Annotated in this window: 12 protein-coding genes and 1 riboswitch; of the genes, 5 read left to right on the top strand and 7 right to left on the bottom strand. The window is 39.4% G+C overall.

Going from position 1 to position 12589, the window contains the following annotated elements; genetic code table 11:
* Positions 1 to 99: 99 nt before the first annotated feature.
* Together AX662_RS04585 and AX662_RS04580 are read right to left on the bottom strand one after the other, a co-directional pair.
* Positions 100 to 1005, bottom strand: coding sequence for a magnesium transporter CorA family protein (locus tag AX662_RS04585; protein WP_014634904.1), 906 nt, complete (start codon positions 1003 to 1005; stop codon positions 100 to 102).
* Positions 1006 to 1017: 12 nt separating this feature from the next.
* Complete coding sequence (locus tag AX662_RS04580; protein WP_021152428.1) at positions 1018 to 1398, bottom strand: PH domain-containing protein; 381 nt, start codon at positions 1396 to 1398, stop codon at positions 1018 to 1020.
* A gap of 103 nt (positions 1399 to 1501) precedes the next feature.
* Positions 1502 to 1621, top strand: a riboswitch (TPP riboswitch).
* Positions 1622 to 1701: 80 nt separating this feature from the next.
* Here AX662_RS04580 and thiT point away from each other — a divergent pair.
* From thiT to AX662_RS04565, 3 genes are all read left to right on the top strand, one after another.
* Positions 1702 to 2277 (top strand): energy-coupled thiamine transporter ThiT, encoded by a 576-nt coding sequence (gene thiT / locus AX662_RS04575; protein ID WP_049553635.1) that lies wholly within the window; start codon positions 1702 to 1704, stop codon positions 2275 to 2277.
* Positions 2278 to 2694: 417 nt separating this feature from the next.
* The gene (locus tag AX662_RS04570) at positions 2695 to 3558 is read left to right on the top strand and encodes a helix-turn-helix domain-containing protein (protein ID WP_060971744.1); all 864 of its coding nucleotides are present in this window, start codon (positions 2695 to 2697) and stop codon (positions 3556 to 3558) included.
* Positions 3559 to 3674: 116 nt separating this feature from the next.
* A complete protein-coding gene (locus AX662_RS04565; RefSeq protein ID WP_060971743.1) occupies positions 3675 to 4853 on the top strand; it encodes a ryptide export MFS transporter in 1179 nt (392 codons plus the stop codon).
* Positions 4854 to 5322: 469 nt separating this feature from the next.
* Here the strand turns inward: AX662_RS04565 and AX662_RS04560 are convergent, their stop codons facing one another.
* The 3 genes from AX662_RS04560 to AX662_RS04550 form a co-directional block, all read right to left on the bottom strand.
* Complete coding sequence (locus tag AX662_RS04560; protein WP_008535319.1) at positions 5323 to 6867, bottom strand: peptide chain release factor 3; 1545 nt, start codon at positions 6865 to 6867, stop codon at positions 5323 to 5325.
* A 348-nt stretch (positions 6868 to 7215) separates the two neighbouring features.
* Complete coding sequence (locus tag AX662_RS04555; RefSeq protein WP_060971742.1) at positions 7216 to 7881, bottom strand: YwaF family protein; 666 nt, start codon at positions 7879 to 7881, stop codon at positions 7216 to 7218.
* 89 nt (positions 7882 to 7970) lie between these two features.
* Positions 7971 to 9344 carry a UDP-N-acetylmuramoyl-tripeptide--D-alanyl-D-alanine ligase gene (locus AX662_RS04550; protein ID WP_060971741.1) on the bottom strand — a complete coding sequence of 458 codons (1374 nt, stop codon included), beginning with the start codon at positions 9342 to 9344 and terminating at the stop codon, positions 7971 to 7973.
* Between the two features lie 142 nt (positions 9345 to 9486).
* Here AX662_RS04550 and AX662_RS04545 point away from each other — a divergent pair, with 142 nt between their 5' ends.
* Together AX662_RS04545 and AX662_RS04540 are read left to right on the top strand one after the other, a co-directional pair.
* The gene (locus AX662_RS04545; protein WP_229040625.1) at positions 9487 to 10182 is read left to right on the top strand and encodes a hypothetical protein; all 696 of its coding nucleotides are present in this window, start codon (positions 9487 to 9489) and stop codon (positions 10180 to 10182) included.
* Positions 10151 to 10840: a hypothetical protein gene (locus AX662_RS04540; protein WP_060971740.1), complete on the top strand. Its 690-nt coding sequence runs from the start codon at positions 10151 to 10153 to the stop codon at positions 10838 to 10840. Before AX662_RS04545 ends, AX662_RS04540 begins: the two co-directional genes overlap by 32 nt.
* 92 nt (positions 10841 to 10932) lie before the next feature.
* On the opposite strand, the gene AX662_RS04535 is transcribed toward AX662_RS04540, so the two are convergent.
* Entirely contained in the window at positions 10933 to 11787 is an 855-nt protein-coding gene (locus tag AX662_RS04535; protein ID WP_060971739.1) for a cysteine ABC transporter substrate-binding protein, read from the bottom strand.
* 43 nt (positions 11788 to 11830) lie between these two features.
* The gene (locus AX662_RS04530) at positions 11831 to 12589 is read right to left on the bottom strand and encodes an amino acid ABC transporter ATP-binding protein (RefSeq protein ID WP_060971738.1); all 759 of its coding nucleotides are present in this window, start codon (positions 12587 to 12589) and stop codon (positions 11831 to 11833) included.

The following is a 12589-nucleotide window of genomic DNA, read 5'->3' as shown; positions in this document are numbered from 1 at the left end:
TAACAACTCATCTAGTCTATCATATTTAAGAATAAAAAGACAGTGAATAACGTTTTAAAACCGCCTCCAATTTGAGAAGACGGTTTCACTCACTAATTATTATTTATGGACCAACCAACGCAGGTAGCGGGCCAAGACCAAACAAAGAATCGCACTACCGATAATGATGAAAATCCAGGCTGGACTGACAGTCATAAACGGTAGAGGAACATTCATCCCAAAGAAACCGGTAATAACGGCAAGCACTCCTAAGAGTACCTCAATAATGGTCAGATTGCTCAAGTTGTTGTTCAAGTTGTTGTTTAGGATATTGTCATAAGAACCTGATAGGTGCTGTAAGACCTTAGAAATAAGATCCGTCATGGCAACCAACTGCCTGGCTTCAATCATGGCATCATCAAACTGCTCTTTTTCGACCTCATTGAGACGACGATAAATGGCGTGCCCCTTGATGTGTTCCAATAGAAGACGGTTTTGTGTGGCTGCAGCCACCAAATAGACCATGCCTATTTCCAAATCTGAAAGATCGTAAAGATTCTTACTCGTCGTTGTCTGTCTTAGGCGTCGACTAACCTCATCTTTTTGCTGATCCAAACATTCAATGACGGGATAGTAGGCATTTGAAATCATCTCAAGTCCTGCAAAGAGCAATTTGTAGATAGACAAATCCTCATGGTTATCCACATAATCTTGCATCTTGCTTATCACATAAGCGTTATCCTCGTTACTAATGGTCACCAAACGCGTATCTTGAACAATAAAGGTCAGAGGAATGGTTTCATAGTATTCCTTGTCCTTTTCAAGTGCCAGAACGTTATAGATAAAGGTGATTGTCCCATTCTCACGATTGTAGTCCATGTGAGCTCGTTCATTTTTATCCAAAGCATACTCTATGGTTTCCTGATCAATATCATACTTGGTATAAAGATAGGATTGCTCAGAAATAATATCTGAGTCGATATTAATCCAGTGACGCTTATAACCCAGTTCTTTTTCAATAAACATTTTTCTTCCTCATTACTCTAGTACTGCTGCTGCCAAAGCTTGTTGGATTTCAAAGACATTATTATCACTCTTAAATTGAAGCACTTCTGCAGGCTCAAGTGCTGATGAAATCCAAATCTTAAGTTCAGCATCTAGGTCAAAGTGCCCCGAACTTTCTACAGTAAAACGAGAAATCGAGTGATAAGGGATAGACTTGTAAGAGGTTTTCTTCCCTGTGACACCTTGTTTATCGACTAAAATCAAGCGCTTCTCTGTAAAGACAATCAAGTCACGAACTAAAACATAGGCTAACTCCACCTGTTCACCTGGAATTAAGATACCTTCCAATTGGCGCTCAACCTTATCATTATCTTTTTTAGATGCGTTACCAAGCAGTCCTGAAAAAAGTCCCATAGTTGTTTCTCCTTTTTTATTGTAAAGATAATCCTTGCTTTAACTATACCACAATTTTAGGATTTCAGACACTTGCAGAAATGGGTTTCTAGTAGTACAATTAAAGAGTCACAAGAGGAGCAATTGCTGAGAATGGCTAGCTTGATTTTTTCGTCAAGACCTGCCTAAACTCTTACCACCTGATCAGGTTAGGACCTGCGTAGGGATGTGTCTCAAAATAGATTGAAATAGAGGAACTTCTATGACGTCGTTTTGATGTGGCAAAAAACAGCCAATCAAGACGATTGGTATAGGAGGTTTTTTATGTCGAAAACAAATATTCGGCCAATGATTGAGGTTGCCCTTTTTGCAACCATTGCTTATATCCTGGACCTAGTCACCCAGCCCATGTCACTAGGCCCTTGGATTTCCCTTTCCTTTAAAATGGTGCCCATCTTTCTCCTCAGTTTTCGCTGGGGCTTAAAAGCTGGTGCTATGGGAGGTCTTATCTGGGGACTACTTCAAGTGGTGACAGGACAGGCAGCCGGTGGTTGGCTAACCTTAACACAAGGTTTTCTGGAATATTTTGTCGCCTTTAGTCTGATTGGTATCAGTGGTGTGGTCAAACCAGCCCTTGATAAAGCTATTAAAGAAGGCAATAAAGTCAAGTCTCTGATGGTGATTACTGAGGGGATTCTGCTTGGTAGCTTTGCTCGTTACCTCATTCACTTTATAGCCGGTGTCATCTTTTGGGGAAGCTATGCCCCTAAAGGACAAAGCCCTTATCTCTATTCATTTATTGTCAATAGCTCATCCTTCCTTGGAGAAACATTGGCCAGCCTCATCGTTTTCTTCGCCCTACAACGATTCCTAGGCAGGTTACTAAATACAGAAAAATAAAAGAAACCATCGGATAGTCTTATGTGACAGTCCTATGGTTTTTCTTGTTTTCATAACATATTACGACACGAAGTCAGACGGCTAGCTAGCCACAAGATAGGGGCTAGTGTCAAAAAATGAACGATTTGCACTAACTATACATAGTTGAGATGTAGTTTCTAACAACTAAACAAAATATGCTAATAACTACATGCCACAGTAGTTAATTTGGCGCTCCATTACTCGTCTTTTCCTTAAATTTTAACTGAGAATATTATTATCCAACTAAGATAACAATAATTCCTTCGCAAACTAAAACAACCAATAACAACAATTTTTGTTTCTTCATATTAATTACCTCACTTTTGTTTTACTGTATTTTATGTTAAGATACAAAAAAACATATATATTCCCATATGTGCAAACTGGAGGTTTTCCATGCAAAAATTTGGAGAAGTTTTAAAAAAATTTCGTGAATCAAGAGGGTTACGATTAAAAGATATCGCAAAAGCAGGTATTTCAACGTCTCAACTATCCCGTTTTGAAAAGGGACAGACAGATTTAACCATTTCAAAGTTTATGTTGATCTTAGATGAAATTAATATGCCTATTGACGAATTTATGTATGCCGTCCATGATTTTCATCGTGATGATCTGAATGAGCTATTGTCAAAAATTCGACTTTTTGTATCGACTCATGATATCGATGGATTAAAGAAGTTACTTAATTCTCAATTAGAGTCAGAACCTAAACGAGAGAAGTTTCATCACATTAATACTATTTTATTAAAAATTCGCTTGCAGGATTTATCGGGAGAAAGCTATTATACACAGCAAGACCTAACCGATTTAACCGATTATCTATTTAGTGTTGAGTACTGGGGTTATTATGAATTATTGATTTTTGCAAATACCTTAGATGTGTTGAACCATGAGACTCTTATGGTTTTGGCAAAGGAGATGTCTAGAAGGTCTGATTTTTACAAAGAGATTCCTAATAATCGACGCATGATATCAACCATGTTATTAAATGTTTATATTACATGCATAGAAAGAGAAGAACTCATTGATGCACTGTATTTTGAAAAACAATTAAACCAATGCTTTTTTATCGAGACTGAAATTTATGAACGATTGGTTTTTCAATATGCACAAAATTATTATCAATATAAAAAAGAAGGAAATAATCAGTCCATTATCGAAATGAAAAAATATATTGGGGCCATGAAATTGGCAGGGAGCGAGCATATTGCAAAGACTTATGAAGCACATTTGAAAAAATTGATAGAGGAAAATAGTTAGAAAGCATATATGGGAATTTATTAAATAAGATTATTATTCTTGTAAAATTATTTTGTTTAATAAATATGTGAATCCAATTTCATTTCCAGATTTGGTAACCGATATGGAGAAACGATATGTCTAAATCCTTTCTGAAATTACTTCTCTCTCAATTATTTGCTAATTTAGCTGATATTTTCCTCAGGGTATCTCTCATCGCAAACATCTACGTCATTACAAAATCCGTTATTGCGACTTCAATGGTTCCGATTCTAATCGGATTGTCAGCTTTCGTGGCAAGCCTTCTAGTGCCATTGGTGACTAAAAAACTAGCCCTAAATAGAGTGCTTTCATTCACTCAATGTGGAAAGACTTTTCTATTAGCAATACTCCTTGTGATGCTCTTTAAGGCTCAATTTGTTCCAGCCTTAGGAATGTATATCTTTGTTGTCGCTATTTCTATCTTAGATGGCTTTGCGTCGCCCGTATCTTTTGCCATGATTCCTAGATATGCCACAAATTTGGGAAAGGCAAATGCTGCCTTATCAATGAGTGGTGAGGGAGTGCAATTGATTGGTTGGGGACTGGGAGGACTCCTTTACGCTTCGGTTGGCCTATTTTCTACAATGATGATAGTCCTATTTCTTTATCTTCTTTCTACTTCTGTGATGCTCTTTCTCCCTCAGGCTAAAATAGAGCAGTTAGAGGCGGAAACTAATCTGGATACTCTAGTAAAAGGATGGAAGTTAGTTGCAAAAAATCCTAAATTAAAGTTATTTGTCCAAGCAAATTTATTAGAGGACTTCTCCAATACAATCTGGGTATCATCTGTAATCCTTGTTTTTGTAACCGAGGTATTAAAACAAACTGAAAGTTACTGGGGCTACTCAAATACAGCCTATTCCCTTGGTATCATTTTAGGTGGAATAATTGTCTACAAACTATCCGAAAAGTTTTTAGCTCATAAGTGGAAAAGTATTCTCTTTCCACTCTTAGCAATGGCGACCATCACAGCCAGTATCCTCTTTTTCTCAAACACACAAACATTTTTAATTTTCTCAAGTTTAATCGGCTTCTTTTCTCAGTTAAAAGAAGTCCCTGAAAGTGTCTTTCTTCAGGAAACTGTGGATGAAAATCAGTTAGTACATGTTTATTCTGTATTTGAAGTCATTTCAACCCTTGCTTTTTCAGTTTTCGTCTTTCTGATGAGTTCTATTACTGAAAGTTTTGGAATTACAACAAGTTTCTGGCTATCATCAATTTGCATACTTTTGGAAGCTGGCTTGATTTATCATAATCGTGATTATCTAAAGTAATTAATCATAACTATACTTGATAACTATTAGGTTTATAAAAAATATAGGACTATCTGATTAGATAGTCCTATATTTTGTGTTGTTTTAGAGACGTGGCATAGATATCATTATTAAGATATTACGACACGAAGTCAGACGAATCGATATTATTCGTCTGACGCAGTTAGTGAGACGGCTAGCTAGCCACAAGATAGTAGCTAGCGTCAAAAGATGAACGAATTACATAAACTATACATAGTATTACGACATGAGAAAACGGAAACTATATTTTTCCGTTTTCGAGTTAGTAAGGGACTTAGCCACGGTCTCATAGTATGTAGTGTAGATATCATTATTAAGATATTACGACACGAAGTCAGACGAATCGATACTATTCGGCTGACGTAGTTAGTGAGACGGCTAGCTAGCCACAAGATAGTGGCTAGCGTCAAAAGATGAACGATTTAAAATCGTCATCTTTTGTGCCGTATTACATCTTCTCTTCCAATGTTACATCTGGATATTTATCCGCAAACCAACGGAGGGCAAAGTCATTTTCAAAGAGGAAGACTGGTTGGTCAAAACGGTCTTTTGCCAAGATATTTCGGCTTGATGACATGCGTTCGTCAAGATCCTCAGGTTGAATCCAACGCACAGTCTTTTTACCCATTGGTGTCATAACGACTTCAGCATTGTATTCATTTTCCATACGGTGCTTGAAGACTTCAAACTGAAGTTGACCAACAGCACCAAGCATGTATTCACCTGTTTGGTAATTGGTGTAGAGCTGGATGGCTCCTTCTTGCACCAATTGTTCGATTCCCTTGTGGAAAGACTTCTGTTTCATGACGTTCTTAGCAGCAACTTTCATGAACAACTCGGGCGTAAAGGTTGGTAGTGGCTCAAATTCAAATTTGTTTTTACCTACAGTAAGAGTATCACCAACCTGGTAAGTACCTGTATCGTAAACCCCGATAATATCTCCAGCCACGGCATTTTCGACATTTTCACGGGACTCGGCCATAAACTGAGTGACGTTAGAGAGCTTAGCTCCTTTACCTGTACGGGTTAGGTTAACACTCATACCGCGCTCGAATTCACCAGACACGATACGAACAAAGGCAATACGGTCACGGTGACGTGGGTCCATATTGGCTTGGATTTTGAAAACAAAACCAGAGAAATCCTTGTTGAGAGGATCAATCTCGTCACCATCCACTGTCTTGTGGCCATGTGGTTCTGGTGCAAATTTGAGGAAGGTATCGAGGAAGGTTTGAACCCCAAAGTTAGTAAGGGCAGAACCGAAGAAGACCGGTGTCAATTCACCTGCTAAAATAGCTTCCTCAGAGAATTCATTACCCGCTTCTGTCAAGAGTTCAATATCTTCTTTAGCTTGCTCATAGAATGGGTTGTTGGCAAAAAGGGTATCACCATCTTCAATCTTGGCAAAGCGCTCGTCACCTTTATAGAGCTCCAAGCGTTCGTTATAGAGGTCATAAAGTCCTTCGAAGGCTTTACCCATACCGATAGGCCAGTTCATTGGGTAGCTGGCAATACCAAGCACTTCTTCCAACTCTTCCAAGAGGTCAAGTGGCTCACGTCCATCACGGTCCAATTTGTTCATGAAGGTGAAGACAGGAATACCACGGTGTTTGACAACTTCGAAAAGTTTTTTGGTTTGGGCCTCGATACCTTTGGCTGAGTCAACGACCATGACGGCAGCATCAACCGCCATAAGGGTACGGTAGGTATCTTCTGAGAAGTCCTCGTGCCCTGGGGTATCAAGGATATTGACACGTTTGCCAGCATAGTCAAACTGCATCACAGATGAAGTTACTGAGATACCACGTTGTTTCTCAATATCCATCCAGTCTGATTTGGCAAAGTTTCCGGTTTTCTTACCTTTTACGGTACCAGCTTCACGGATTTCACCCCCAAAGTAAAGCAATTGTTCAGTTATTGTTGTTTTACCGGCATCGGGGTGAGAGATGATGGCAAAAGTACGGCGTTTTTTGATTTCGTCTTGAATGCTCATAGTTTTCTTTCTTCTTTAAAAATTATCTTTTTGTTACTTTTCCTTAGTGGTATGGATGTCAGCACCTTCTTTGTAAATCTCAAAAATCCCATGTCCCAGAGCTACTAATAGCAATAGGGTTTTTACCAGAACGAAAAGCAAGATCGTTGTAGCTCTTCTTTCAGAAAATTTCTGTCTTTTGAAAGCTACATTTGTTGTCAAGGCTTGCGATAATTCTCGCAGGCACAGCACTTTTATTATATCCAAATTACAGTTTGAAAGCAATTCTGAAAGCGTTTTGTGTTAGAATAAAACAAATAAATGAAGAAACACGCTATCAACTTTCTGATAGCGTGTTTCTTCATTTATTTAATATTTCTCTTCAAATTGCTCCAGACCTTTTTTCATGATTATCATGAGAATAATCAGAGCTCCTGAAACAGCAAGGTATTTGACAAGTAAGGGAGTTCCCATAATAAATGGTGTGTGTTTAAGCATGCCATAGTTTCCACCGATGGTCTGATTAACTATTACTAAAGCTAGATTTAGTAATAAGGTAGCCACCACAATCATCCGCTTGCTGATGGGATGGATTTTATAACTGTTAAAAATGACATTGAGGCTATTGACCAGTAGGGCATAGTGACCAATTAGGAAAGAAAAGCCTGTGATATGTGGAAACTCATAGGGATCAAATACTGGATAAATCAATGCACAGTAAGTCCCGACAACTCCCATAATAGCGAAATAGCTCTTTATTCTACTATTTTTCAGGAGGAGAACAGCAAACATGGCCATGCGGCAATGGTAAAGGGGCAAACTAATGTAAAGTGGAAAGCCCTGCCAGAGGTACCAAGTATAGAGGGCAAAGAGTTGAATGGCTTGGATAGTGAGAAAGGTCCAACGCCATATCTTATTCTTATACCAACGCCAACTCAAGTAACTCAAAAGTACCATCGCCAAAAGCATAAGCAAATAATAGGGCAAAGGTATCTGGGGTGGATGAGTTTGGGTGGTTGTCAAAAAATCCTTCATTCTCTTCTCCTGATGAAATTACTATGCCTGCTATTATATCAAATTTCAGTGTAAAGCAAAAACCTGCTTTAGAAAGCAGGTTAGAGAACTTAATCCTTGGCTTGGAGTTCTTCCACAACCTTAGCTAGATTCATAGAGTTAGAGCCCTTGAGCAAGATTTGATCGTGCTCACCTAGGCTTTCTTTGATTTGTTTGACCATAGCGTCAAATTGGTCTTCGTCAGCTGTTTTCTTGAAATAATAAACATGACCAAGAGGGAACATTTGACTAGCAAGTTGTGACAATTCTGCAATGTCTTCACCGTAGAAAATCACCGTATCAATAGCATCTGGTGTCAGACTTAGAATCATCTGTGTGTGAAGTTGAACAGACTGTTCACCGAGTTCTTTCATATCGGCTAAGACAGCGATTTTCTTGCCTCCTTCATTCTTAGGAATAGCTGAGAAGGTCTCCAAAATGAGCTTCATGGCTGTTGGATTGGCATTGTAGACATCTGAAAGGATGTCGGCACCGTTAGCCGCTTTTTTCCATTCGGTACGATTCTTTGTCAGCTGTAAGTTAGCAAGAGCTGAGAGGATATTTTCTTCAGTTACACCCAAATGTTTTGCGACATAGGCAGCAACCATGGCATTTGTGGCATTGTATTTTCCAGTAACTGGCAAGGTAACTTGTCCGTCTAGGAAATTTGTTGAGAAGGTGAGGTGATCCTTGAATTCTGTTAACTCAGAGACTGTAAGCTCTGCACCTTCTCCAAAGCGTACCACTTTAAGATTGCTTGGCAAGAATAGATCGACGATAGGATCACTAGGTACAAGCAAGAGGCTACCATCAGGCATACCGTCTTGCATTTGCATTTTACCTTGAGCAATCTTGTCACGGCTACCAAAGAATTCCAAATGAGCCTCTCCGATTAAGGTAACAACAGCTGTTTTTGGCTTCGCCAAGGTTGACAAGAGGTGAATGTCTCCCATGTGGTCTTGCCCCATCTCAAGGACGATTTTCTCTGTATCATCAGGCATGTGGAGGGCTGTATAAGGAAGACCAATCTCATTGTTGTAATTACCTTGGGTCTTGTAAGTACGATAGGTTGTGGCCAAGATATCATGAATCATGTCCTTGGTCGTTGTCTTACCGTTAGAACCAGTCACCGCAATAACGTCAACACCAGTCTTTTCAAGATAGTAGGCAGCCAGTTTTTGGAAGGCTTCAAGAGCATCATCGACTAGGATGTGGGCTTGATCAGCTGGCAATTCTTTTTCTGTGAATGTCGCTAAAGCACCATTGTCAAAGGCTGTTTGGATAAAATCATGTCCATCACGCGCACCTTTGAGCGGCAAAAAGAGGTCGCCCGCTGTAATCTTACGGCTATCAAACTCAATTTGGTTAATGGCAACATCTTCATAGGCTGTGACATCATTTTTAGCGCCAACAACCTTGGCAATTTCATGGAGTGTCAGTTTCATCTTAAAATCCTCTGTTTTATTTTTACAAGTCTGGCAAGAAATAAAATTTTCTTGCCCGCAATCACTCCCAATTATATCACAAATCAGGCTAGCTTTTGCTTGGGAGATGAATTTGTTACAATGGTTGATGAGAGGATTAGGCATGACAAAGAAAAAATTAATCACTCTCTCTAAAGGAGAGGAAAATATAAATAGCGACTGCCAAAGTATTGAAGAACCCAAAGGATGGCGCTTTGATTGGAGAAAGATAATCCCACTAGAGCCAACATCTGAATTGATTATCTTAGTGCTGCTTGCACTGCTGTATGGTGGTTTTTATTATTACGATCATTATACAGTCAACAAAGATAACATTTATGGTCTCTGGCAGTCTGATTATCATAAGTTAGCGATTTCCTATAAGTATATTCGGAAACGAGGAAATATCGACTGGCAAGTCGTACAGGATGGTAAATATATTATCTATGCTGCTAGAACTCGCCCGATCAAGCGTCTTAATGACGGGACTCTTCACATGGAGCTCTACACTGTGGAAGGCTACCTGACAGACCTCCCCACCAAGGACGGCTTCAGCTATATGGATTTCTATCTTCGCAAAAATAATTATCTTACCTATGACGGTGAGTCCTACAAGCGTATCAATTCTGGAAACAAGACTATTACTTGGAAAGATGGTTCTACCAGCCCTTATGGTGAACGGAAAACCACTATAGATGAGGTTTTTGAAGCCTTCTATTTGATACTTATGGGGATTTGCTCATTTCTTATCATTATAGAGGCTCGGCAAAAGAGGAGAGAAAAACTCAATGAGACACCAAACAAACAGAAAATACGCTGACCGAAAGAAACTCAATCGAAAGTATCAGTCACGAAAAGCATATCGAAAAGAACAAAAATGTAAAACGGGATGGCGAGCACGCTGGGATAAATTTACAGACCGTTTAGCTAACATTTTGGGGATAGGTTTCCTAATCATCTTACCTATATTCATTATCTATGTTATTTTCTTTGATCATAACGTATATAAAGACAGTATCTATGGCCTTTGGCAATCTGAAAGCCATCAGCTTGCCATATCCTACGAAGGAGGTTACAAGTCAGGTAAGCGCAATTGGGAGATTGTTCAGGATGGAAATGTCCTCATCAAAAATGCACGCATTGATGAGATTAAACGCTTTAATGACGGTACCCTCTACATTGAAGTTTATGCCGAGGAGCGCCTGCTTTCAAACCTCCCCACTAAGAACGGCTACAACTATTTGAATATGTATGTCCGTAAAGACAATTACTTGACCTATGATGGCGAATCCTACGAACGGATTGATGATGAAAACAAGAGCATTACCTGGAATGATGGTTCAAAATCCCTTTATGGTCAACGAATAAACTTGTTTGATCGTCTGAAACCTTATATCGTATTTGGAATGTTTGGAGGCTTGTTTATTTATGTCTTTTTCGTTGAATGGAAGATTAGAAGAAAATATAAAAACAAGTAAAACCACTCCTGCTTCTAGCCAGACTAGATATAAGCAGGAGTGGTTGTTTATTCTTATTAAGCAAGACTTACCTCTTTAAGAGAGTGCCAGTCTTATTTCACTTCTCCACCTTCAACGACGAGATCATCAGCATTTGCTGCATCACCGTAGGTTGGGTGAAGTGTTTTTTCATAATCTTTGTGGAAGAAATTCTCTTCGCCAAGTTTCTTAATGTCTTTATTGATAAAGTCAAGGAGTTCTTTGTTACCTTTTTGAACGGCTGGGGCAATGGTATCTGGGTTACCAAGTGATGTGATTCCAACTTCGTAACCTTTATTTTCTAGAGCCCAAGCAAGAACTTCTGTATTATCTGTTGAGAAGGCATCGCCACGACCATCAAGGAGGGCTTGGTAAGCGTCGCTATATTGGTCATACTTTTGCAATTTGATATTTGGGTAGTTCTTTTCAAAGTAAGTTTCAGCAGTTGTCCCCTTAGTAACAATCAAAGTCTTACCTTCAAGCTCTTTAACGTCCTTAATGACCTTGTCTTTAGGTGACACCACACCGATTGAGACTTTCATATAAGGAAGAGCGAAGTCCACTTGTTTCTTACGTTCATCAGTTACTGTGAAGTTGGCAAGCGTAATATCTACCTTGTTTGAAATCAAGAATTCTGCACGGTTGGCCGCATCTACTGAGACGTATTTAGGTTTAACACCCAAGTCTTTAGCCAAACGGTTACCAAGTTCAATATCGTAACCTTGGTAAGCACCCTTGTTATCTACATAACCGAAAGGTTTCTTGTCCGCAAAAACGGCGATACGGAGTTCACCACTCTTCTTAATTTCTTCAATAGTACGTGCTTTGGCTGTTGATTTACCAGAGCTACTGTTACTTGAGCAAGCAGTCACTGCCACCAAGGCAAAGACGAGGGCTAATAGGGCAAAAATTTTCTTTGTTAATTTCATAAATATCTCCTAAAATATTATATTTTTTACTAAAAACAATGGGTTACAAATAGGCACCAAACTGGCTGAAGTCAAAGACATTGAGGAACTCTTGAGCTCGCTGTGTCTTTGGATGATTGAAGAATTCTTCAGCAGTACCTTCCTCAGCGATGACACCCTTATCCATAAAGATAATACGGTCAGCGATGGCACGCGCAAACTGAAGCTCATGGGTTACAATCAACATGGTACGCCCTTCTTGAGCGAGGTCATTGATTAATTCCAAAACTTCACGAACCATCTCAGGGTCAAGCGACGCCGTCACTTCGTCGAAGAGAATAACTTCAGGATGCATGAGCAGTGAACGGACAATGGCTACACGTTGCTTTTGACCACCCGACAGTTGTCGCGCAAAGCTATGCTTCTTGTCCAAAAGTCCCACACGGTCCAAAAGTTTCTCAGCCTCCGCAATAACCTCTTCCTTGTTACGCCCTTGAGCTTTGACCGGTCCCAAAATCAGATTTTGCAGGATGTCCAAATGCGGGAAGAGGTCATAACTTTGAAAGACCATTCCGATTTTCTGACGAATCAAGTGAAAATCCTTCTTGCTACTAGTGATAGACTTGCCATCCAGGAGAATATCCCCTCCTTGAATAGTCTCCAAGCCATTGATACAACGTAGCAAGGTCGATTTCCCACAACCTGAGGAACCCAGGATAACAACGACTTCACCTTGTTTAACATCCAAGGAGATGCCTTTGAGAATCTGATTGTCCCCAAAGGACTTTTTCAAATCCTTGATTTGTAAAATGCTTTCTGTCAT

Origin of the sequence: Streptococcus sp. CCH5-D3, assembly GCF_001556435.1 — a bacterium.
GTDB lineage: Bacteria > Bacillota > Bacilli > Lactobacillales > Streptococcaceae > Streptococcus.
This window is presented reverse-complemented; position numbering and strand designations above follow the sequence as displayed.

What these genes read in the sequence shown, in the direction of transcription:
- AX662_RS04585 (WP_014634904.1), bottom strand. Translation starts at nt 1,005, where the DNA reads ATGTTTATTGAAAAAGAACTGGGTTATAAGCGTCACTGGATTAATATC.
- AX662_RS04580 (WP_021152428.1), bottom strand. Translation starts at nt 1,398, where the DNA reads ATGGGACTTTTTTCAGGACTGCTTGGTAACGCATCTAAAAAAGATAAT.
- thiT (WP_049553635.1), top strand. Translation starts at nt 1,702, where the DNA reads ATGTCGAAAACAAATATTCGGCCAATGATTGAGGTTGCCCTTTTTGCA.
- AX662_RS04570 (WP_060971744.1), top strand. Translation starts at nt 2,695, where the DNA reads ATGCAAAAATTTGGAGAAGTTTTAAAAAAATTTCGTGAATCAAGAGGG.
- AX662_RS04565 (WP_060971743.1), top strand. Translation starts at nt 3,675, where the DNA reads ATGTCTAAATCCTTTCTGAAATTACTTCTCTCTCAATTATTTGCTAAT.
- AX662_RS04560 (WP_008535319.1), bottom strand. Translation starts at nt 6,867, where the DNA reads ATGAGCATTCAAGACGAAATCAAAAAACGCCGTACTTTTGCCATCATC.
- AX662_RS04555 (WP_060971742.1), bottom strand. Translation starts at nt 7,881, where the DNA reads ATGAAGGATTTTTTGACAACCACCCAAACTCATCCACCCCAGATACCT.
- AX662_RS04550 (WP_060971741.1), bottom strand. Translation starts at nt 9,344, where the DNA reads ATGAAACTGACACTCCATGAAATTGCCAAGGTTGTTGGCGCTAAAAAT.
- AX662_RS04545 (WP_229040625.1), top strand. Translation starts at nt 9,487, where the DNA reads ATGACAAAGAAAAAATTAATCACTCTCTCTAAAGGAGAGGAAAATATA.
- AX662_RS04540 (WP_060971740.1), top strand. Translation starts at nt 10,151, where the DNA reads ATGAGACACCAAACAAACAGAAAATACGCTGACCGAAAGAAACTCAAT.
- AX662_RS04535 (WP_060971739.1), bottom strand. Translation starts at nt 11,787, where the DNA reads ATGAAATTAACAAAGAAAATTTTTGCCCTATTAGCCCTCGTCTTTGCC.
- AX662_RS04530 (WP_060971738.1), bottom strand. Translation starts at nt 12,589, where the DNA reads ATGACAGAAAGCATTTTACAAATCAAGGATTTGAAAAAGTCCTTTGGG.